We start from the raw sequence: 20,926 nt of genomic DNA, 5'->3' as shown, positions 1-20,926 counted from the left end.
CCGCGATGTCACTCTTCGGACTGAACAGCCTCCGCCAGTGCGGCCCGCGAACGCCGCCCGCGCATCGAGTACCAGCCCGCGATGCCGGTGCCGACCGTCAGCGCGGCGGCGCTCAGGCCCAGTGACCAGTGCACGCCCACCGCCGCGCCGAGCAGGCCGACGGTGAAGCCGCTGCCGGCGCGCAGCCCGTTCGCGGAGACGTTGTAGACCCCGATCACCCGGCCGCGGTCGGCGGGTTTCGCGAGCAGCTGCACCACGGTCTGGCCGATGGACATCGACGCCAGGTTGGCCACCCCGCCGACCACCAGCAGGGCCAGCGCGATCGGGTAGCTGGCCGTCATCGCGAAGAACAGGCTGGACAGCCCGTAGATCGCGGTGCTCACCACGGCGGCGGGCACGCTCGGCTTGATCCGGCCGGTCGCCTCCAGCAGGATCCCGCCGATCACCCCGCCCGCGCCGTTCGCGAAGAGCAGTACGCCGTACGCCGTGCCCGCGTGCCCCGCGCCGAGGTCCTGGGCGAAGATCGGCATCGAGGTCTGGAGGGAGGCGCCCACGAAGAAGGCGCCGAGCCCGGCCAGCACGATCATCCCGATCATGGTCGGATCGCTGCGGACCTCGCGCAGCACCCGGATCGAGTCGAACAGCCCCACCCGCTCCCGCTTCACCCCGCCGTCCCGGAGGTGGCCGGTGAACTTCGTGCGGAACAGGAAGATGGTCAGCGGCAGGTAGAACGCGACGTTGACGAAGATCCCGGCCTTCGGCCCCAGACCGAGCAGCAGCGCCGAGCCGACCACCGGGCCGAACAGGATGCCGAGGCTGCGGAAGGTGGCGTTGAGCCGCACCGCGCTGGGCAGCTCCGCCGGGGCCACGAAGTCGTGCAGCATCAGCTGCTCGCCCGGACCCCAGATCGCCCCCGCGCAGCCGTGCAGCACCAGGAGCACGCAGGCCTCCCAGACCTGCAGCGAATCGGTCACGAACAGCACGCCCCAGGCCACCGAGACGGCCATGAACAACAACTGCGCCGACTGGATGATCCGGCGGCAGTCGTGCCGGTCGGCCAGCGAGCCGAAGTACACCGAGAACAGCAGGAACGGCACCCAGTGGCTGATCACCTCGAACCCGGCCAGCGCGGGCGAGTGGAACTTCTCCCACAGCACCCAATAGGTGATGACGTGCTCGATGTTGTCGGCCATCATCGCCAGTGCGGTGCCGAACAGGTACGGGCGGCAGTCCTTGTTGTAGAGCGCCGCGAACTTGCGCGGGGCCGGCTCCGGTGTCGCGGCCTCGGGCACCACCTCGGGCCGGTGCCCCGGAACGCCGCAGGCGACACACACAGTTACCCCCTTCGCCGGCGCCGAGCGCCCGGACGGATTTCGAAAGCCGCTTCCCGGGAAACGCTAGACGCAACGTTGCGTCTTGTCTAGAAGCCGGTAGACTTCCGCGGCGTGGGAGAGGTCACGGTGCCGGACGGCCCGGCGCTGGGGCGCCGTCATCACGGCAACCGGCACGGACGCAGTGAGCAGGCCCGGCGCGCCGTGCTCCACGCCGTCGACGATTTGCTGGTTGAGCACGGGTTCACCGGTCTGACCATGGAGAAGATCGCGATCCGGGCCGGCGTCGCCAAGCAGACCGTCTACCGCTGGTGGCCGGCCAAGGTGGACATCCTGCTGGACGCGCTCGGCCACGACCTGGCCGGGGAGCTGGCCCCGCCGGACCACGGGGACCTCGGCCGTGACCTGCGGGAACACCTCGCCGCCGTGGCCGGTTTCCTCACCACCGCGGACGCGGGGGCGGTGCTGCGGGCGCTGCTCGGCGAGGCCCAGCACCAGCCCGAGCTGGCCGCCCGGCTGCGCGCCGGGCACCTGCGTGACCAGCGGGCCCGCGACCGCCTGCCCTTCGAACGCGCCGTGGCCCGCGGGGAGCTGGCGCCCGGCACCGATCTGGACGAGGCGGTGGAACGGCTGGTCGGGCCGGTGCACTACCGCGTGCTGGTGACCGGGGAGCCGGTGCCGCGCGCGTTCACCGATGGGCTGGTCGACCGGCTGCTCGCGGAGCTCGGGCCGGAGTGAGCGCCGGTGGGCGGCGACGGCCGAGACCGGCGCAGCCCCTCACGAGAGTCAGCGCGGCGGAGTCACCGCGGGAGGGCCGAAGCGCGCCAGGCGCCGTCACCGGGGCTCAGCGGTGCGCGCAGCCGGGTGGTGTGGTGGTTCCACCACGAGGTCCGGTGGGCCGGTGCGGGCGGGTTCGGGGCGGAGGCGGCGGACGCGGCGGCCACCACGGCCGTCAGCGCCGCCAGCTCCGCGTCGTCCGGGTTGCCCCGCACGACGCGCAGCAGCGGGCGGTCCTCGGTCATCGGGGGCTCCTCACAGCGGGATGTTGCCGTGCTTCTTCGGCGGCAGGCTCTCGCGCTTGTCGCTCAGCAGCGCGAGGGCCTTCGCGATGTGACCGCGGGTGTGCGCGGGCACGATGACCGAGTCGACGTACCCGCGTTCGGCCGCGGCGTACGGGTTCAGCAGCGTGTCCTCGTACTCCTGGATCAGCTCGGCCCGCAGCGCGTCGACGTCCTTGCCCTCGGCCGCGGCGGCCGCCAGCGTCTTGCGGTGCACGATGTTCGCCGCGCCCTGCGCGCCCATCACCGCGACCTGCGCGGTCGGCCAGGCCAGGTTGACGTCGGCGCCGAGGTGCTTCGAGCCCATCACGTCGTACGCGCCGCCGAACGCCTTGCGCGTGATCACGGTGATCAGCGGCACGGTCGCCTCCGCGTAGGCGTAGATCAGCTTCGCGCCGCGGCGGATGATGCCGTTCCACTCCTGGTCGGTGCCGGGCAGGAAGCCGGGCACGTCGACGAAGGTGAGCACCGGGATGTTGAACGCGTCGCAGGTCCGCACGAACCGCGCCGCCTTCTCCGAGGCCGCGATGTCGAGGCAGCCCGCGAACTGCGTGGGCTGGTTCGCCACCACGCCGACGCTGCGGCCGTCGACCCGGCCGAAGCCGACCAGGATGTTGGGCGCGAACAGCTCGTGGACCTCGAGGAACTCCCCGTCGTCGAGCACCCGGGTGACGACCTCGTGCATGTCGTAGGGGGTGTTCGGCGAGTCCGGGATGATCGTGTCCAGCTCGCGGTCGGCGTCGGTGACGTTCTCGAAGAACCCGGCCGGCGCGTCGCCCGCCTCGAGCACCGGGGCCTCGGACAGGTTGTTCTGCGGCAGGTAGGAGAGCAGTTCCTTGACGTAGGCGATCGCGTCCTCGTCGTCGGAGCCCAGGTAGTGCGCGACGCCGGACTTGGTGTTGTGCGTGCGCCCGCCGCCCAGCTCCTCGAAGGTGACGTCCTCGCCGGTCACCGTCTTGACCACGTCCGGGCCGGTGATGAACATCTGCGAGGTCTCGTCGACCATCACGACGAAGTCGGTCAGCGCCGGGGAGTAGACGTGCCCGCCCGCGTTCGCGCCCATGATCAGCGAGATCTGCGGGATCACGCCGGAGGCCAGGGTGTTGCGGCGGAAGATCTCGCCGTAGAGCCCGAGCGAGACCACGCCCTCCTGGATGCGCGCGCCGCCGCCCTCGTTGATGCCGATGATCGGCCGGCCGGTCTTGATCGCCAGGTCCATCACCTTGACGATCTTCTCGCCGTAGACCTCGCCCAGCGCGCCGCCGAAGACGGTGACGTCCTGGGAGAACACGCACACCCCGCGGCCGTCGATGGTGCCGTGACCGGTCACCACGCCGTCGCCGTAGGGGCGGTTCTTCTCCAGCCCGAAGTTGGTGGAGCGGTGCCGGGCCAGTTCGTCCAGCTCGACGAACGAGCCCTCGTCGAGCAGCAGGTCGATCCGCTCGCGCGCCGTCTTCTTGCCCTTGGCGTGCTGTTTCTCGATCGCCCGCGCCGAGCCCGCGTGGACCGCCTCGTCGTACCGGCGATAGAGGTCCGCGAGCTTCCCGGCCGTGGTGTGGATGTCCGGTTCTTCCTCGGGCGGGGTCCCGAGCGGCTGCGTCGCACTGCTCATGGATCCGCAGCCTAGCTACTGCGGGGTCCGCACGCGTGTGGCGTAGGACTCTTCCGGGCCTAAGCTGGCGGCGTGCCGTTCGCCGTTCGCCCGATCGGGCCCGCCGACCTGTCCGCCTGCCTCGATCTGGCCGCCGAGCACGGCTGGGCGCGTGATGCGCGCAAGTGGTCCGTGGTGCTCGACGTCGGCCGGGGGTTCGGCGTCGACGCGCCGGACGGCGGCTTGGCCGCCACCGTCGCCGTGGCCCGGACCGGCCCGTTCGCGTCGATCTCGATGATGGTGGTGGCCTCGCGCTTCGCCCGCCAGGGCCTCGGCCGCCGGCTGATGGCCGAGGCGCTGGCCGAAGCCGGTGACGCGGTCGTGGCCCTGTTCTCCACGGAGATGGGCCTTCCGCTGTATAAGTCGATGGGCTTCGTCCTCGACGGCGGCTGCCAGGGCCACGTCGGACTGCTCGCCGATGACGGCGGCCCGGCGGCCCGCCCGATCGGGCCGCCCGACCTGGCCCGGGTGTACGAGCTGGACGCCGCAGCTCAGGGCTTCGACCGCCGCGCGCTGCTGGAACGGCTGCTGTTCGAGGCCGAGCAGGTCCACGTCACCGAGGCCGGGTACGCGCTGGGCACGCGGTCCGAGGGCCGCACCGTGATCGGCCCGGTCGTCGCGGCCGACGAGCAGCAGGCCCGCGCGCTGATTCGCGGCGTCGCCCGCGCGGTGTCCGGGGAGGTCCGCGTCGACGTCGACCTGGCTCATCCGGGTCTGGGCGAGTGGTGTCGGGACCGAGGACTGACCGCGGGGAGCCCGGACCCGCGGCTGGTTCGGGACGGCAAGCCGCTGCCGGGCGACGCGGGGCGCCGGTTCGCGGTCTACAACCGCGTTCTGGGTTAGGCGCGCGGCGGCCTCCGGCTTCGCCGGTCAGGATCAGTCCACTGTGGGCAAAGGGATCACCGGCGCGGGTGCGATACGTTGCGCTCGGGCTGGTGGGCGAGGGCATCGGTGATCCGGGACGCCCGAACCTGCTCGGCGTACCGCTTCCGGACCGCTTCGGCCCGCTCGGCGGGCCAGGGTTCCGGATCGAGGTCGAAGGTGCGCGCGAACAGCGCGTCGAGCTGTTCGTGCCGGGCGGCCAGCAGTTCGGGCAGCAGGGCGGAAAGCTCCGCCGGCACGGTCTGGGTGAACTCCACGCGGACCCCGTCGAGCGGATCGAGCCGCAGCTCCCAACGCACGTTTCCGGCCGGGTTCCCGTGGTGGCGCCAGGTGTGTTCGAGCCGGCTCGGTGCCACCGACCCGGTCACCTCGCCGTCGCCGGGGCCCGGTAGCAACGGCCAGACGTCGGCGAGGGGCTTCCAGACCAGGTCGCGGCGGAAGCGGATCCGGGTGCCCTCGTCCAGGACCTCGCCCTCGCCGAGGCCGAATTCCCCGACGTAGGCGGACATCCGCTCGTGCCAGCCGCTCGGCGGGGTGGGTTCCCGGCCGTCGAGGCGGGCGCCGAGGGCGTCGAGGCAGGTGTCCCAGCCCGCCGCGGTGCGACCGGCACCGAGCCGGGCGATCGCGGGCTCGCCGCGGTTGAACGTGTGCGTGAACTCCAGCAGGCAGCCGTCCTCGCCGTCGGGGGTGAGCTCGATCCGCAGCACGTCGGCGTTCCAGGAGAACTCGAACACCCGCGGCGGGTCGAAGACCAGCACCTCGCCTGCGCCGGACTCCATCGGACCGTCGAAGGCGAACTCCAGCGTGGCGCCCGGCTTCAGCTCGCCGCTCAGGACCGCGGGGAACCAGTGCGCCAGCTCGGCCGGATCGGTGACCGCGGACCAGACTCGCTCGGGTCGGTGGCGCAGGCGGCGCGCCAGCCGGAGCACCGGCCGGTCGCCGGCGGTTTCGAGGTGCGCACGGGCGGGCACGACGTTCTCCTCGGTTGGCCAAGGGCTGTATATAACCACCGAGGAATATACGTGTCAAGGCGATCGGCCGGCGGGGCCGAGTGGACGTGGTCTTCGTCGAACGCCAGTGCTCACGCACGCCCATCCCGGACCGGCCGCGAGTCAATGGCCCGATGGACAACCTGTGCAAGAATCGGGCCATGTCCGTTTTCCGCCACCCGGATCGGCACCACGTCGCCGTGCTGGTCCGGCCCGGCCTGCTCGTGATGGAACTGGGCCTCGTCCACCGGCTCTTCGGCCAGGCGCGCTCGGCCGAGGGCGAGCCGCTGTACGAGGTGGTCACCTGCACGCCCGAGCCCGGGGAGCTGCACAGCGACGCCGACGTGCGGATCCCCGTCGAGACCGGGCCGGAGGCGGTGGCCGAGGCCGACACGGTGATCGTCCCGGCGTCCTCGATGGAGTACGAGCCGGACGCGAGCCGGATCACGCCGCCGGTGCGCGGCGCGATGGAGCAGATCCGGCCCGGCACCCGCATCGCCTCCATCTGCACCGGCGCCTTCGTGCTCGCCGCGATGGGCCTGCTCGACGGACGGCGCGCGACCACGCACTGGAGGTCGGCGGACGAGTTCCGGCAGCAGTACCCGCGGGTGCGGCTCGATCCGGACGTGCTCTACACCGAAGACGGCGACGTGTTCACCTCGGCCGGTGTAGCTTCCGGCATCGATCTCTGCCTGCACCTGATCCGGCGTGACTTCGGCGCCGCGGTGGCGAACGAGGTCGCGCGCGGCACCGTGTGTCGCCGCACCGGCACCGTGGGCGTGTCGCCGCACCGCGAGGGCGGGCAGGCGCAGTTCATCCGGCGCCCGGTCGCGGCGCCGCGGCCCTCCTCGACCGGCGCCGCGCGGGCGTGGGCGCTGGAGCACCTGCACCGGCCGCTGACCCTGCGGGAGCTGGCGGCGCGGGAATCGATGAGCACCCGGACCTTCACCCGGCGCTTCCGTGACGAGGTCGGGGTTTCGGCCCTGCAGTGGCTCACCCAGCAGCGCGTGAGCCGGGCGCAGCAACTGCTGGAGGAGACGGACCGGCCGATCGACCGGATCGCGGCGGAATGCGGGTTCGGCACCGCGGCCTCGCTGCGCCAGCACCTGCAGAGTGCGATCGGGGTTTCACCCAGCGCGTACCGGAGCACGTTCCGGCGGACGGCCTGAAGCCGGCGGCCCGTGGTGGCGCCTCACCCGGAGCCGCCACCACGGACCGACCCCCAGTGAAGGCGCGAGACGGAGGAAGGGTCGTCTGCTGCGCGGAAGCCGCCGTCCATCCTGGTGCGGGCGGACCGGTGTCCGGTACCGGTCTGACGGATTCTGACACCGTCAGGGAACGACGGTGACCAGCACGTACACCGGACGGCGGGTGGTGAAGAACTCCCGGCCCGAAGCGTCGACCATCTTCCAGCCGATCCAGCAGCGGCCGGGCTGGTCCGAGGCGGTCACCGGCACGCTGACCATCACGTGGTCACCGGGCGCGGTGTCGCCGATCAGCACCCGCTCCGGGGTGCGGCAGGCGCCGGGCGCGGGCGGGACGTCCATCCGCCGCAGGTACCGCTCGTGCCAGGGGATCGAGCCGGTGTTCTGCAGCTCCCAGACCTTCAGCACGGTGACGCCGGCGCGCACGGGGGTGCCGTCGGGCACCGTCACGTCGGCGATGAACTTCGAGTTGTCCCCCTCGATCCGGGCGCCGACGTCGACGGCCGGGGTCACCCCGTCGAGCCGGCCGGTCACCAGCAGCGCGGCCACCGCGGCCAGCGCCACGACCACGGCACCGGCGACGATCAGCGCGGTCCGTCGTTTCGGCCGCCGCTCCGGCCTCGGCGCGAGCTGGATGTCCGCCGGTCCGGGGGCGTCGGGTCCGGCTGCCGGAACCGGCGCGGCGACGGCCGGCGCCTCGGGCCGGGACAGGCCCTTCAGCTCCTCCCACCGCTGACGCCAGTGCGTCTCGTCCGCGCCGCACGCCTTCGCGAACTCGCGGGTCGTCTCCCAGGACGGGAAGCGGACGCCCTTGACCGCCTCGTGCAGGGTGGTGTGGGAGATGCAGCCGGAGCGTTCGGCCATCTTGCGGAACGACGGGTTCCCGGCGTCCGCCCGCAGCGCGGCCAGCTCCGCGGCGAGCTGCCCGGCCCGGTCCGGCGGCCCCGCGTCTCCCATGACCGCTCCCCGGTGGTCGGATTTCGTCGAACCTGACAATTCTGACACCCCCGGGCCCGGGAAGTTCCCAGGGGGATCAGCGCAGCGGCAGGCTCTCGACCGTGAACCCGGGGCTGGTCTGCGGCGCCCCGTACAGGTAGGTGTCGAGCTGCGAGTTGGTCACCAGCAGCCGGTCCCCGCTCACGGTGATGCCGGTGGGGGTGTCGGCGCCCGGGTAGCCGCGCTCGGACTCGACGGTGGCCCGGCGGTAGTCGGCGGACAGGCGCACGGTGGCGATCTCGGCGTCCACCGAGCGGGCGACGTAGAGGGTGTGCCCGCGCAGCACCAGACCGTCGGCGCTGGTCAGGGCCGGGCCGTCGAGCTTGCGGATCTCCCCGGTGGCGAGGGTGAGCCGGTAGAGCGCGCCGCTGTGCCAGTACCCGATGATCAGGTACCGGCCATCGGGGGTGGCGGCGATGCCGTTGGCGTTGGAGGTGCCGTCCACGTAGTCGGGCAGGGGGTGGGCCACCGCCAGGGTCCGGTGGGCGCCGGTGGCGGGGGCGTGCACCTCGGCGGCCGGGATCCGGTAGAGCACGGAGCGCACCGAGTCGGTGAGGTAGACGTCGCCGTCGGCCGCGATGGCCGCGTCGTTGACCAGGGTCTGCTCGCCCGGTTCGGGCACGGTGTACTCGGCGACGAGCCGCCCGGCGGTGGTGTAGACGAAGAAGCGCCCGGTGAACCCGCCGGCGATCAGCAGGCGGTCGCCGGTGACCTTGATCCCGGTGGCCTGGGTGCGGCCGTCCTGTCCGGCGGGCAGGAAGGGATCGAGGGCACCCGCCCCCACGCGTCCTCGGTAGACGGCGCCATCGTTCATGCTGGCGGTGTAGACGTGCCGGCGGTCGGCCGTGACGCTTTCGGGGAAGACCTGGCGGCCGTGGATCGCGATCGGGTGAGGGCCGCGCTCGCCGGCCGCGGCGGCCGGGGCCGCGAGGACGGCCAGACCGGCGGACACTGCGGCGAAGGTGGCCAGGGCGCGCGGCCGAGGGTGACGAGTGAACATCGTGAGGACCTTTCCGGTGGTGGGCTCACGAAGTACGCTAAAACCTCACACGGGTGTGAGAGACAAGCCGATAGGACCCAGGTCACAGGGGGCGAGCGGACATGCGCATCGGGGAACTCGCGCAGCGCAGCGGCGTGAGCATCAGGTCGCTGCGCTACTACGAGGAGCAGGGACTGCTCGTCAGTGAGCGCAGCCCGCGTGGCCAGCGCCATTACCGCGAAGCCGCCGTCGACCGGGTCTTGTTCGTTCAGCGGCTCTACGCCGCCGGGCTCTCCAGCCGCACGATCCGGGAACTGCTGCCCTGCGTCGAAACGCCGAGCTTCGACAACTCCGAGACCGCGCTGGAGCGGATGGCCCACGAGCGGGAAAAGCTCTCCGCCCACATCGTCGAGCTGATCGAGACCCGCGACGCACTCGACGAGACCATGGCCCGGGCCCGCCGCCTCCAGCCGGCCGGGCCGGGCGGGCCCGGGCGGGTCAGCGGTCCAGCAGTTCCCGCAGCGCCTTGACCACCTCGGCCGGGGCCTCCTCGGCCAGGTAGTGCCCGGCGGTCACCGTCCGGTGCACGAGGTCGGGCGCCCACGGCCGCCAGAGCGCGGTGGCGTCGTAGCCCAGAGCCGCCCCCCAGTCCTGCTGCAGGACCGTGACCGGCATCCGCAGGTGGTGACCGGCTTCGCGATCGGCGGTGTCGTGCTCGACGTCGATGTTCGCCGACGCCCGGTAGTCGGCGACGATCGAGGGCACGGCCCCGCGGCAGGCCCTGAGGTACGCGGCGCGGACGTCCGCCGGGATCGCCGCCGGGTCGTTGGCCCAGAGGTCGAGGAAGTGGCCGAAGAAAGCGTCCGGCGCGGCGCCGATCAGCTGCTCGGGCAGGCCCGGGGGCTGCGCCATCAGGTAGAGGTGGAACGCGACCGCGGCGTCCTTGCCCCGCAGCACGTCCCACATGTCCAGCGTCGGCAGCACGTCGAGGATGGCCAGGTGGCTGATCACCTCGGGGTGGTCGAGGCCGGCGCGGATCGCGACGAGCGCGCCGCGGTCGTGCCCGGCCAGCGCGAAGCGCTCGTGGCCGAAGGCCCGCGCGAGGGCGACGATGTCGGCGGCCATGGTGCGCTTGGCGTAGGCCTGGCCGTCGGGGTCGGCGGGTTTGTCGCTGTCGCCGTAACCGCGCAGGTCGGGGCACAGCACGGTGTGGTCGGCGGCGAGGTCGGCCGCGACGTGGCGCCACATCAGGTGGGTCTGGGGGAAGCCGTGGAGCAGCACCACGGGCGTCCCGCGGCCCGCGACGGCGACGTTCAGTGACACGTGTTCGGCGACCGGCACCTGCTGGAGATCGAAGTTCATGGCCCCAGCCTGCGGACGGCCGATCAGCGTTCGATCAGCGCGCGCTCAGTGGTTACAGTGCGGAACCGATGGACGTGTCGTTCGGGGTGCTCGGCCCGCTGGTGGCCGGGAACGGACGGGGCCCGCTGGCGCTGCCCGGGCCCCGGCACCGCGCGGTCCTGGCCCGGCTGCTGGTCGCGCGCGGGCGGGTCGTCCCGGTGGACGCGCTGGTCGACGCGTTGTGGCCGCAGCCGCGGCCGGGGGCGGTGGGCGCGCTCCAGACCTTCGTGGCCACACTGCGCCGGGCGCTGGAGCCGGATCGCGCGCCCCGAACGCCCGCGCGCCTGCTCGTCACCGAGGCCCCGGGTTACGCCCTGCGCCTGCCGCCGGACGCCGTCGACGCCTGGCGGTTCGAAGCCGCGGTCCGGTCCGGTGCGGGCCTCGAAGCGGCCTTGAGCTGGTGGCGGGGGCCGGCGTACGCGGAGTTCGCCGACGAGCCGTGGGCCCGTCCCGAAGCCGCGCGGCTGGAGGAACTGCGCCTGGTGGCCGTGGAACGGCGGGCGGCGGCCTGGCTCGACGAGGGCCGGGCCGCCGAGGCCGCCGCCGATCTGGAGTCCCATGTGGACGCTCACCGGTGGCGTGAGGAGGCTTGGCGGCTGCTCGCGCTGGCTCTCTACCGCACCGGACGCCAGGGGGACGCCCTCGGTGCGCTGCGGCGGGCGCGGGCGGCGCTGGCCTCGGACCTGGGCGTGGACCCGGGGCCGCAGCTTCGCGCGCTGGAGCAGGACATCCTGGCCCAGGCGCCGAAGCTGGCAGCCGGTTCCCGGCGACCCCCGGTGGAGCTGGCCGGCCGAGCCGAGGAGCTGTCCCGATTGGACAGAGCCGCCGCGGACGTCGAGGCGCGCGGACGGCTCGGGCTGGTCCTGGTCTCCGGCGACGCCGGGGCCGGCAAGACCGCGCTGGCCGAGGTGGTCACCGACCGGCTCGCCGCGCGCGGCTGGACCACGGCCTGGGGCGCCAGCCCCGACCGCGCGGGGGTGCCCGCCGCCTGGCCGTGGACCCGGATCCTGGCCGCACTGGGCGGATCCGGGCCCGAACCGGGGACCGCGGAGGATCCGGCGGTCGCGCGGTTCCACTGGCACCGCGCCGTGGCCCGGCGGCTCGCGGACGGGCCCGGGCGGCTGCTGCTCGTGCTGGACGACCTGCACTGGGCCGGGGAGGAGACGCTCGCCCTGCTCGCGGCCGTGGTGGCGGAACCGGTGGCGCGGCCGGTGCTGGTGATCGCGACCTACCGGACCACGGACGTCTCCCCGGAGCTGACGGAACTGCTCGGCCGGGTCGCGCGGGCCGAGCCCGTCCGGCTGTACCTCGGCGGGCTGGCCCTCGACGCGGTGGCGCGGCTGGTCGGGCCGGACAACGCCGCGGTGGTCCACCGGCGCAGCGGTGGCAATCCGTTCTTCGTCCGTGAGCTGGGCCGGGTCCTCGACGCCGAGGGCGGGCTGCCCGAGGGGGTGCGTGACGTCGTGCGGTACCGCGTCGCGCGGCTGCCCGAAGCCGTGCGTGCGGTGCTGCGCCGGGCCGCGGTGCTCGGTACCGACGTGGATCTCGACCTGCTCGGTACCGACGACGGCACCCTCGACGCCGTGGAAATCGCCGCGGAACGCGGATTTCTGACCGAACGCGGGCCGCGTGCGTTCCGCTTCGCGCACTCGCTGGTCCGTGACGCCGTCTACGAAGACCTCTCCCTGCCCCGCCGCGCGCGCCTGCACGCCCAGGTGGCCGAGGCCCTTGAGCGGCTGCGGCCCGAAGACCCCGAAACGCTGGCTCACCACTTCGTCCGGGCCGGTTCGGCTCGGGGCGTGCCCTACGCGCGCGCCGCCGCCGAGCGGGCCGAGCAGCGGTTCGCGCCGCACGAGGCCGCGCGCCTGTGGCGGTCCGCGCTGGAACTCGACCGGGGCGACGTCGAGCTCCACATGGGACTCGCCCGGTCGCTCGCTTTCGCCGGTGCGCTGGGGGAAGCCCGCCGTCACCGAGCCGAAGCGCTCACGCTGGCGGGCGGCGACCGGGCGTTGACCGTCCGGGTGCTCACGGCGTTCGACGTCCCCGGGGTGTGGACCGAGAACGACGATCCGGAGCTGGCCCGTCGCGTCGCCGACGCCGTCGAGCGGGTCCTGCCGGGCGCGGACCGGCGGGCCCGGTGCCACCTACTGGCCACCCTCGCCCTGGAACTGCGCAACACCGGTGGTGAGCGCGCTCGTGCCGCCGCCCGCGAAGCCGAGGCGCTGGCGCGGGAGCTGAACGACCCGGCGCTGCTGGCCTTCGCCCTCAACGCGCGGTGGATGCAGGCGTTCGACCGTGCCGGGCTGGCCCCGGAGCGGGCCGGGATCGGCACCGAGCTGGTGGCGCTGGCCGAGCGGCACGGGCTGGTGACGTTCGAGGTGCTGGGGCACCTGATCCTGGTGCAGGCCCGCTCGGCGCTGGCCGATTTCGCCGCCGCCGACACCCACGCCGCCGCGGCCGACCGGCTCGGCGAGACCTACGACCTCCCGCTGGTCGGCGTGCTCACGCAGTGGTACCGCGCGTTGCGCGCGGCGGTCACGGGCCGGCCGGCCGAAGCCGCGTACCGGGCCGCCGCGGCACGCCTTTCCGGCACCGGTATGTCCGGTGTGGACGACGGAATCCTCGCGCTGGCGTTGCTCGGCCTCGGCAAATCGTCCGAAGTGGACAGTGACTTCGGCGGGTACGCGCCGTGGTGCCGTCCGGCGGGCGAGATCCCGGACTCGCCCCGCGACCTGTTGTTCGAGGCACGCACCTGCCTGCACGCGGCCGCCGCGATCGAGGCGGGGGACCGGGCGGCCGCGGAACGGCTCTACGACCTCCTGCTGCCCGCGGCCGGCGAACTCGCGGGCGCGGGCAGCGGGCTGGTCACCTTCGGCCCGGTCGCGGATCACCTGGCCGAGCTGGCCGAAGTCCTCGGCCGGGACGCCACCGCCCACCGCCGCCAGGCCGCGGCGGTCCGGGCCCGCGTCAGCCGGGCGTGACCACCCGCCGGACGCACTCGCGGAGCAGGGCGCGGCGGGACTCGTGCGCCTCCGGCGGCTCCTGGCCGGTGGCGGCGTAGACGTTGCTGACCGGGGACCAGGCCATGGACATCGCGATCACCATGGCCATCAGGTCGAACGGGTCCCCGGCCCGCACCAGTCCCGCGGACTGCGCTTCGGTGATGGCCGCGAGCTTGGCCGAGTCGAGGCGGTCGGCCGGCTCGACCAGGTGCCCGGCGGGCCGCCGCTCCAGGCGCACCCAGGTGGCCAGCCGGATCAGGTCGGGGCGGCGCAGGTACTCGTCGTAGAGCCGGACGGCCCAGCCGGCGAGGTCGGCGGCGTCGATCGGGACGACGTTGACGATGCGCTCCAGCGAACCGTGGAAGATCGTGTCGAACAGCGCTTCCTTGCTGCCGAAGTAGCCGTAGAGCTGGGCCTTGTTGGTGCGGGCCGCGGCCACGATCCGTTCGACGCGCGCCCCGGCCAGCCCGTGCTCGGCGAACTCCCGCGTCGCCACCTCCACGATGCGCTGCCGGGTCGCGACGCCGCGCGAGGTCAGGGGGGTGTCGGCCATGGCGGTCACGATAACCGTTTGCCGGATTCATCAGGGCTCGGCTATGGTTCAAACAGACAGAACAGTCTGTTTGTTGGGAGGACGGGTCATGAGGACGACGGTGGGCTGGCAAGCGGACGACGAGGGCGGACTGCGCCGGGTGGCGATCGAGCGCCGCGAGCTGCGGGCGGACGACGTCGCCGTGCGCGTGGACTACTGCGGCGTCTGCCACACCGACCTGCACGCCCTGCGCAGCCACACCGGCGGCCCGCTGGTGCCCGGCCACGAGTTCACCGGGGTCGTGACCGAGGTGGGGAGTGCGGTCACGCGGTTCGCCGCCGGTGCCGCCGTCGCGGTCGGCAACATCGTGGACTCCTGCGGGGCGTGCGCGATGTGCCGTCGCGGGCAGGAGAACTTCTGCTACGAGTTCCCGACGCTGACCTACGGCGGCACCGACCGGCACGACGGGTCCACGACGCTCGGCGGCTACTCCCGCGAGTACGTGGTCCGCGAGGGGTTCGCCTACCCGCTTCCGGCCGGGCTCGACCCCGCGGCCGCGGCACCGCTGCTGTGCGCGGGCGTCACGGTGTGGGAGCCGTTGCGGGCGCTGAAGGCCGGCCCCGGCCGCCGGGTGGCGGTGGCCGGTCTCGGCGGGCTGGGGCACCTGGCGGTCAAGTTCGCCGTCGCCCTCGGTGCGGAGACCACGGTGATCAGCCGCACGCCGGACAAGGCCGAGGACGCCCGCCGGCTCGGCGCGCACGAGCTGCTCGTGTCCACCGACGAGGCGCAGCTCGAGGCCGCCCGCGACCGGTTCGACGTGGTCATCGACACCATCGCCGTGCCGCACGAACTCGGACCGTACCTGCGCCTGGTCGCGCTGGACGGCACGCTGAGCCAGGTCGGCTACCTCGGTCCGGTCACGGTGGAGACGATGGATCTGCTGGCGGGTCGCAAGAACCTCGGCTCTGCGGGCAGCGGCGGCCGTCCCGCGACCGCCGAGATGCTGGAGTTCTGCGCCGGGCACGGCATCGCCGCGGACATCGAGCTGCTGCCCTCGGCCCGGGTCCACGAGGCGCTGGACCGGCTGGGGCGCAACGATGTCCGGTACCGGTTCGTGCTCGACCTGTCCGACCTCCCGGCGCGGTGAGAAATCCGCTCGCCCGACCGCCTGGGCGCGATTACCTTGCCCGGTATGCCTACCGAGCTCCGGCGGGCGTTGACCACGGCCATGAAGAGCCGTGACCGCGCCGCCACCACCGCACTCCGTTCGGCTCTGGCGGCCATCGACAACGCCGAGTCGGTCCCGGTCGAGCCCGGCTCGTCGAGCGTGGCCTCGAGCGAGCACGTCGCGGGCGCGGCCACCGGTCTGGGCGCGGCCGAGGTGCAGCGCCGCCACCTGACCGAGGAGGACGTGCGCGCGATCGTCGAGAAGGAGTCGTCGGACCGGGTGAGCGCCGCGGCCGAGTACGAGCGGCTGGGCCGCGGCGACCTGGCCGGGAATCTCCGCGCCGAGGCCGAGGTGCTGGACCGGCAGCTCCGGGCCTGAGCCGGAATCGCCCCCCGGTTCGCACCCGGCGGCCGAACGATTTCGTCAGCCGGGCTCGGCCTCGCGCGGGGACAGCTGCCAGATGATCCGCGCGAGCAGATCGGTCAGCGGCTCGGCGACGGTCCGGCCGAACTCCGTCAGCCCGTAGGTGACCTGGGGCGGGGTCGACGGTTCGACCTTGCGCCAGAGCAGGCCGTCCTCGACCAGCCCGCGCAGGGTCTGGGCCAGCATCTTCTCGCTGATGCCGCGGATGCTCTCGCGCAGCTCGAAGAACCGGAGGTCGGTGTTCTGCAGGGCGATCAGCACCCAGACGCCCCACCGGCTCGTCACGTGGTCGATCACGGTGCGGGCGGGGCAGTCGGTGTGAAACACCTCATACCTCGAGTTCGCCGGAGCTGACACGCTGCGCACCTTCCTCCCGGTCGTGGGCTTACCCAAAGGTACGTGCTTACCGGGAGTAAGTCCCGGCTCCTACGTTCGGTGAATCATCGGACGAAGGAGCAGACCATGATCGTGGTGACCGGAGCGACCGGGAACGTCGGACGGCCGTTGGCGCAAGCCTTGGCGCAGGCGGGTGAACAGGTGACCGCCGTGTCGCGGCACGAGGCTGCGGCACCGGAAGGCGGCCGGCACGTCGTGGCCGACCTGTCCGACCCCGCCGGCCTCGACGCCGCCCTGACCGGGGCGAAGGCGGTGTTCCTGCTGCTGTCCGGGGACATGCACGCCGCTACGGCCAGTCCGGCCGAAACCGTCCGCCGGGCCGAAGCCCACGGCGTGCGCCGGATCGTCCTGCTGTCCTCGCAGGGGGTGGCGACCCGGCCGCACGGCGCCACGCGCGTCCTGGTGCGCGCGGTCGAGGACGCGATCCGTGAATCCACAATGGACTGGTCGATCCTGCGGCCCGGCGGGTTCGCCTCCAATGCCCTGGGCTGGGCTGAATCGGTGCGCACGCGGAGAATGGTCGCGGCGCCCTTCGGCGACATCGGCGTGCCCGTGGTCGATCCGGCCGACATCGCCGCGATGGCCGCGGCCTGCCTGCTGGACGAGCGCACCACCGGCGAGGTGTACGAGCTGACCGGGCCGGAGGTGATCACCCCGCGCCGGCAGGCCGAGGTCATCGCCGCCGAACTGGGCTCGCCGGTCGAGTTCCAGGAGCTGACCCGGGCCGAGGCCAAGGCGGTGATGGTCCAGCACGGCCCGCCGGAGCTCGCGGACGACACCCTGGACATCATCGGCGCGCCGAGCCCGGCGGAGCTGCGCATCAGCCCGGATATCCAGCGGGTGCTCGGCCGCGCCCCGTCCTCCTTCGCCGACTGGACGGCCCGCAACATCGCGGCCTTCCGCTGAGCCACACCGGGGGCCGGGCCGGTTCCAGCGAGCCGTCCCGGCCTCCGCGTAGTCCTCGACGAGCGGCACGATGCGGTCGAGGGGCTCCAGGGTCTCGTACTCCCCGCGAACCGCGTCGCAGGCGGCCCGCAGCGCGGGATCGTGCAAAAAGTCATCTTTGTCTTCAGCTAGCGGGTGGGTTGCCGTCATGCGGCTTCCTCTTCCAGGCGGAAGGCGCATTCTCCCGACCGGACGTCGCCCAGCTGTATCAATCCTCCACCATCTCGGTGCGCCACCAGCCTCACCAGCTTCCTGGCCTTGGCCCGGCTCGCTCAGCGCGGACGCCCGCCGCTGCGCTGCGGCTTCGAGGCCGGTCAGGACGGACGTCCCGCCCCCGCGTAGTCGTCGCCCGGGGTGTGGAAGGTGTGGATCTGGATGGCCTGGCCCTCGGTCGGGGCGTTGATCATCAGGCCGTTGCCCAGGTACAGCCCGACGTGGTGGATGTTCGTGGCCGGGTTGCCGTAGAATACCAGGTCGCCCAGTTGCGGTTCCTGCGCGGCGGGGACCCGGGGGATGGCGCGGAACTGGCTGTCCGCCGTGCGCGGCAGGCCGACGCCCGCGCTGTCGTAGGAAGCCTTGGTCAGGCCGGAGCAGTCGAAGCCGGCCGCGCCCGCGTCGGGGCCGTTGCCGCCCCAGACGTAGGGGAGGCCGAGCTGGCCGAGGGCGAAGCGGGTGGCGTGGACGGCCGGGGTGTTCGCCTTCGCCGGGTCGAGCGAGAGCGTGGCGTACAGCTGCGCGTTGCCGAGCACCTGCTGGCGGAACAGCTCGGCGTCCTTGCCGCCCTTGTACGCGGCCACTGACTTCCACCAGCCGCTGCCGCCGGTGAGGTCGGTGCCGCCCGCGCACAGCGCGCGGCCCGCGGCGACCGCCGCCGAGTCCGGGTCGGTGAGGGTGGGGTGGGCGACCCCGGCGATCTTCGCGCCGTACTTCGACCACTGTGCCGGGGAAAGACCCAGCGGGTCGGCGCCCCGGCGCCCGTGGTCCGAGCCGGCCTCGCCGATGCCCGCGAGCGTCACCCAGGAGAGGTGGCAGCCGGGGTCCTCGGTCCGCAGGGTCAGCTCGCCGTTCGCGTAGCCGATCAGCGCCGGCGTGGGGATGTCGAGCGGGCCGCTGAGGCCCTCGGCCCACTGCTGCAGCGGGGACCGGCCGCCACCACCGGACGCGCCCTGCCCGGGGGCCTGCGCCTGCACCGGCGCGCTGACCTCCAGCACCGACGGGCCGGACGCCGCCGTCTTCGCGGTTTCGGCCGCGGCGACCGGGGCCGGTGGGGTCGGTTGGGTCGGCTGGTCGCGGTCGGCGATGAGCCAGCCCGCGGTGACCAGTCCGGCGACGAGCGGCAGGGCGACCAGGCCGCGGTACAGCGCGCCACGGGCCCAGGAGGGCTGGCCGGTGGCGGGCACGGCATCGGGTTCGGGCGACGAGGTCACGGCGTCCAATCTAGAAGAGCGCACCTCTGCGTAACGACCGAGTGGCTTGCACGTTAGGGGGACTCTCATATTGTGGGCACATGCCTGGAATGGACGCGGCGCGGCTGCGCGAGGGACTGGCCGGCCGCTACGCCGGGGTGGAGGTCGTCGAGGTCACCGGCTCCACCAACGCCGACCTGCGGGAAGCCCTGGCCGCCGGGGCTGCGGACCGCACCGTGCTGATCGCCGAGGCGCAGACCGCCGGGGTCGGCCGCCGGGCCCGTTCGTGGAGTTCGCCCCGGGGTGCCGGGCTGTACCTGAGCGTGGCGCTGCGTCCCTCCGGGGTGTCGTTCCCGGCCCTGGGCTCACTGTCGGTGGTGGCCGGGCTCGCGGTCCGCGCCGTGGCGTCCGAGCTGGGCGTGGACGCGGTGCTGAAGTGGCCGAACGACGTGCTCGCGGGGCCGGACCGGGCCAAGTGCGCGGGCATCCTGGCCGAGGCGGTCGCGGGCCCTGAGTCGTCTGTGTCGTCTGTGGTGCTCGGCATCGGGCTGAACGTGCGGCCGCTCGGCGAGGACGTGCCGGCCGGGCCGGGTGGGCTGCCCGCGACCTCGCTGGCCGAGCAGGGCGCGAAGGACCCCGGCCGCACCGAAGTCGCGCTCGCCCTGCTCACCCGGTTCGACGAGCTGGAACGGCGCTGGCGCGGCGCGGGCGGCGACCTCACCGGGGCCGGGTTGCTCGCCGACTACCGCGCGCACTGCGCCACGCTGGGCCAGACCGTCCGGGTGGAACTGCCCGACGGGGCCACGGTGACCGGCCGCGCCGCCGACATCGACCCGGCCGGGCAGCTTCAGGTGGACGTCGAGGACGGGCGGCGGCTGACCGTCTTCGCCGGCGACGTGGTGCACGTCCGCCCGGCTTGAGCCGAAATCCTGGTGGCCGGGCATCCGTACGCGCCTCGCGCCGGTACGGTTGGTCAGCCAGCACCAGCACACACCAGGGGAGCGTCCGCCGTGGCCTATCCGGACGATTTGCTCAGCCAGAACGAGGAAGTCGTGGTGCACAGCCACCCGCACTTCAAGATGCTGATCTTCCCGTTCCTGGCGTTCGTGATCACCGTCGCCGCGGCGGTGTGGCTGCTCACCCTGGCGCCGGGCGCACCCGCCCCGTGGGACAAGGTGGCCGCGATCGCGATCGGGGTGGTCGGGGTCGTGCTGGTCGTGTGGCTGTTCCTGGCGCCGCTGGTGCGCTGGCGGACCACGCACTTCATCGTCACCACCGACCGGCTGATCGCGCGCGAGGGCGTGCTCAAGCGCACCGGCATCGACATCCCGATGTCGCGCATCAACAGCGTGCAGTTCGAGCACGGCCTGCTGGACCGGGTGTTCGGCTGCGGCACGCTGATCATCGAGTCGGCTTCGCACGAGCCGCTGCGCTTCGACGACATCCCGCGGGTGGAGCGCGTGCACACGGTGATCTACCGCGAGGTCAACGACAACCCGTACGACGACTACACCGGGGCGCCCGGCCCGCAGCAGACCGAGCCGCTGCCCCCGCAGCCCCCGCAGGGGCGCCCGCCGCGCGGACGGAGGCGCTGACGTGGGCGCACGAGAGGTCGGGCTGCCGGAGCGGGTGCCGGTCGGCGGCCTGCCGTCGCGCGTCGAGATCTGGGAGGTCGGCGCGCGGGACGGCCTGCAGAACGAGGACGCGATCGTCCCGGTCGAGGTGAAGCTGGAGTTCCTGGACCGGCTGGCGGGCGCGGGCCTGACCACGCTGGAGGCGACCAGCTTCGTGCACCCGAAGTGGGTGCCGCAGCTCGCGGACGCCGAGCGGCTCCTGGCCGGGCTGGACCGGCGCGCGGGCGTCCGCTACCCGGTGCTGGTGCCGAACGAGCGGGGCCTCGACCGCGCGCTGGACGCGGGCGTGGACCACATCGCGATCTTCGCCAGCGCCACCGAGACCTTCGCCCGCCGGAACCTGAACTCGACGCTGGACGAGCAGTTCGCCGGGTTCGAGCCGGTGGTGGCCCGGGCGCGGGCCGAGGGCCTGGAGGTGCGGGGCTACCTGTCGATGTGCTTCGGCGACCCGTGGGAGGGCGTGGTGCCCGCGGCGCAGGTCGTCCGCGCCGGACGGCGGCTGCTGGACTTCGGCTGCTCGCAGCTCTCGCTCGGCGACACCATCGGCGTCGCGACGACGGGCCAGGTCACGAACCTGCTGGCCGAGTTCGGGGCGGCCGGGGTCGGGGTGGACGCGCTGGCCGTGCACTTCCACGACACCTACGGCCAGGCACTGGCCAACACCGAGGCCGCGCTCCGCTCGGGTGTGTCTACTGTGGACTCTTCTGCCGGTGGCCTCGGCGGCTGCCCGTACGCCGAGTCGGCCACCGGCAACCTGGCCACCGAAGACCTGGTCTGGCTGCTGGAGGGCCTGGGCATCGAGCACGGCGTCGACCTGGCCGAGCTGGTCGGCGCGAGCGTCTGGATGGCGGAACGGCTGGGCCGGCCTTCGCCGTCACGCGTGGTGAACGCGCTGGCGGGCTGACCCGGCCCGGGTGAACCGCCCGGC

The 20,926-nt window shown here is 73.4% G+C and carries 21 protein-coding genes; 11 read left to right on the top strand and 10 right to left on the bottom strand.

Annotation, left to right across the window (positions count from 1 at the left end):
- Positions 1-8: 8 nt before the first annotated feature.
- Positions 9-1,292, bottom strand: coding sequence for an MFS transporter (locus NYF13_RS01085; RefSeq protein ID WP_315653589.1), 1,284 nt, complete (start codon positions 1,290-1,292; stop codon positions 9-11).
- A gap of 153 nt (positions 1,293-1,445) precedes the next feature.
- Between NYF13_RS01085 and NYF13_RS01080 the strand changes: the two genes are divergently transcribed.
- Positions 1,446-2,069, top strand: a complete 624-nt coding sequence (locus NYF13_RS01080) for a TetR/AcrR family transcriptional regulator (protein ID WP_315653588.1) — start codon at positions 1,446-1,448, stop codon at positions 2,067-2,069.
- A 62-nt stretch (positions 2,070-2,131) separates the two neighbouring features.
- On the opposite strand, the gene NYF13_RS01075 is transcribed toward NYF13_RS01080, so the two are convergent.
- The gene (locus tag NYF13_RS01075) at positions 2,132-2,353 is read right to left on the bottom strand and encodes an acyl-CoA carboxylase epsilon subunit (RefSeq protein ID WP_315653587.1); all 222 of its coding nucleotides are present in this window, start codon (positions 2,351-2,353) and stop codon (positions 2,132-2,134) included.
- Positions 2,354-2,363: 10 nt separating this feature from the next.
- Positions 2,364-4,001, bottom strand: coding sequence for an acyl-CoA carboxylase subunit beta (locus NYF13_RS01070; protein WP_315653586.1), 1,638 nt, complete (start codon positions 3,999-4,001; stop codon positions 2,364-2,366).
- A gap of 72 nt (positions 4,002-4,073) precedes the next feature.
- Here NYF13_RS01070 and NYF13_RS01065 point away from each other — a divergent pair, with 72 nt between their 5' ends.
- Positions 4,074-4,883: a GNAT family N-acetyltransferase gene (locus NYF13_RS01065; protein ID WP_315653585.1), complete on the top strand. Its 810-nt coding sequence runs from the start codon at positions 4,074-4,076 to the stop codon at positions 4,881-4,883.
- Positions 4,884-4,939: 56 nt separating this feature from the next.
- Here the strand turns inward: NYF13_RS01065 and NYF13_RS01060 are convergent, their stop codons facing one another.
- On the bottom strand, positions 4,940-5,893 hold the full coding sequence (locus tag NYF13_RS01060; RefSeq protein ID WP_315653584.1) for an SRPBCC family protein: 954 nt from the start codon (positions 5,891-5,893) through the stop codon (positions 4,940-4,942).
- A gap of 179 nt (positions 5,894-6,072) precedes the next feature.
- On the opposite strand from NYF13_RS01060, the gene NYF13_RS01055 reads away from it, so the two are divergent.
- On the top strand, positions 6,073-7,080 hold the full coding sequence (locus tag NYF13_RS01055; RefSeq protein ID WP_315653583.1) for a helix-turn-helix domain-containing protein: 1,008 nt from the start codon (positions 6,073-6,075) through the stop codon (positions 7,078-7,080).
- Positions 7,081-7,242: 162 nt separating this feature from the next.
- On the opposite strand, the gene NYF13_RS01050 is transcribed toward NYF13_RS01055, so the two are convergent.
- Both NYF13_RS01050 and NYF13_RS01045 read right to left on the bottom strand, forming a co-directional pair.
- Positions 7,243-8,073 carry an NBR1-Ig-like domain-containing protein gene (locus NYF13_RS01050; protein WP_315653582.1) on the bottom strand — a complete coding sequence of 277 codons (831 nt, stop codon included), beginning with the start codon at positions 8,071-8,073 and terminating at the stop codon, positions 7,243-7,245.
- 76 nt (positions 8,074-8,149) lie between these two features.
- The gene (locus tag NYF13_RS01045) at positions 8,150-9,112 is read right to left on the bottom strand and encodes a hypothetical protein (protein WP_315653581.1); all 963 of its coding nucleotides are present in this window, start codon (positions 9,110-9,112) and stop codon (positions 8,150-8,152) included.
- A 101-nt stretch (positions 9,113-9,213) separates the two neighbouring features.
- On the opposite strand from NYF13_RS01045, the gene NYF13_RS01040 reads away from it, so the two are divergent.
- Entirely contained in the window at positions 9,214-9,621 is a 408-nt protein-coding gene (locus NYF13_RS01040) for a MerR family transcriptional regulator (RefSeq protein ID WP_315653580.1), read from the top strand.
- On the opposite strand, the gene NYF13_RS01035 is transcribed toward NYF13_RS01040, so the two are convergent.
- On the bottom strand, positions 9,590-10,453 hold the full coding sequence (locus tag NYF13_RS01035; protein WP_315653579.1) for an alpha/beta fold hydrolase: 864 nt from the start codon (positions 10,451-10,453) through the stop codon (positions 9,590-9,592). The genes NYF13_RS01040 and NYF13_RS01035 overlap by 32 nt on opposite strands.
- 68 nt (positions 10,454-10,521) lie before the next feature.
- On the opposite strand from NYF13_RS01035, the gene NYF13_RS01030 reads away from it, so the two are divergent.
- The gene (locus NYF13_RS01030) at positions 10,522-13,473 is read left to right on the top strand and encodes a BTAD domain-containing putative transcriptional regulator (protein ID WP_315653578.1); all 2,952 of its coding nucleotides are present in this window, start codon (positions 10,522-10,524) and stop codon (positions 13,471-13,473) included.
- On the opposite strand, the gene NYF13_RS01025 is transcribed toward NYF13_RS01030, so the two are convergent.
- Positions 13,460-14,047 carry a TetR family transcriptional regulator gene (locus NYF13_RS01025; RefSeq protein WP_315653577.1) on the bottom strand — a complete coding sequence of 196 codons (588 nt, stop codon included), beginning with the start codon at positions 14,045-14,047 and terminating at the stop codon, positions 13,460-13,462. The two genes, NYF13_RS01030 and NYF13_RS01025, sit on opposite strands and share 14 nt — an antisense overlap.
- Before the next feature lie 88 nt (positions 14,048-14,135).
- Here NYF13_RS01025 and NYF13_RS01020 point away from each other — a divergent pair, with 88 nt between their 5' ends.
- Both NYF13_RS01020 and NYF13_RS01015 read left to right on the top strand, forming a co-directional pair.
- Entirely contained in the window at positions 14,136-15,173 is a 1,038-nt protein-coding gene (locus NYF13_RS01020) for an NAD(P)-dependent alcohol dehydrogenase (RefSeq protein WP_315653576.1), read from the top strand.
- A gap of 45 nt (positions 15,174-15,218) precedes the next feature.
- A complete protein-coding gene (locus NYF13_RS01015) occupies positions 15,219-15,572 on the top strand; it encodes a GatB/YqeY domain-containing protein (protein ID WP_315653575.1) in 354 nt (117 codons plus the stop codon).
- Between the two features lie 45 nt (positions 15,573-15,617).
- On the opposite strand, the gene NYF13_RS01010 is transcribed toward NYF13_RS01015, so the two are convergent.
- Positions 15,618-15,944: a helix-turn-helix domain-containing protein gene (locus tag NYF13_RS01010; RefSeq protein ID WP_315653574.1), complete on the bottom strand. Its 327-nt coding sequence runs from the start codon at positions 15,942-15,944 to the stop codon at positions 15,618-15,620.
- A 135-nt stretch (positions 15,945-16,079) separates the two neighbouring features.
- On the opposite strand from NYF13_RS01010, the gene NYF13_RS01005 reads away from it, so the two are divergent.
- Complete coding sequence (locus NYF13_RS01005) at positions 16,080-16,919, top strand: NAD(P)H-binding protein (protein WP_315653573.1); 840 nt, start codon at positions 16,080-16,082, stop codon at positions 16,917-16,919.
- Positions 16,920-17,272: 353 nt separating this feature from the next.
- Here NYF13_RS01005 and NYF13_RS01000 read toward each other — a convergent pair whose 3' ends face one another.
- Entirely contained in the window at positions 17,273-18,394 is a 1,122-nt protein-coding gene (locus NYF13_RS01000) for a C40 family peptidase (RefSeq protein ID WP_315653572.1), read from the bottom strand.
- Between the two features lie 71 nt (positions 18,395-18,465).
- Between NYF13_RS01000 and NYF13_RS00995 the strand changes: the two genes are divergently transcribed.
- The 3 genes from NYF13_RS00995 (at position 18,466) to NYF13_RS00985 (ending at position 20,902) form a co-directional block, all read left to right on the top strand.
- On the top strand, positions 18,466-19,284 hold the full coding sequence (locus tag NYF13_RS00995) for a biotin--[acetyl-CoA-carboxylase] ligase (RefSeq protein ID WP_315653571.1): 819 nt from the start codon (positions 18,466-18,468) through the stop codon (positions 19,282-19,284).
- A 90-nt stretch (positions 19,285-19,374) separates the two neighbouring features.
- On the top strand, positions 19,375-19,959 hold the full coding sequence (locus NYF13_RS00990) for a PH domain-containing protein (protein WP_315653570.1): 585 nt from the start codon (positions 19,375-19,377) through the stop codon (positions 19,957-19,959).
- Between the two features lies 1 nt (position 19,960).
- Positions 19,961-20,902 carry a hydroxymethylglutaryl-CoA lyase gene (locus NYF13_RS00985; RefSeq protein ID WP_315653569.1) on the top strand — a complete coding sequence of 314 codons (942 nt, stop codon included), beginning with the start codon at positions 19,961-19,963 and terminating at the stop codon, positions 20,900-20,902.
- Positions 20,903-20,926 lie beyond the last annotated feature (24 nt).

This window comes from Amycolatopsis sp. PS_44_ISF1, from assembly GCF_032335455.1.
GTDB lineage: Bacteria > Actinomycetota > Actinomycetes > Mycobacteriales > Pseudonocardiaceae > Amycolatopsis.
This window is presented reverse-complemented; position numbering and strand designations above follow the sequence as displayed.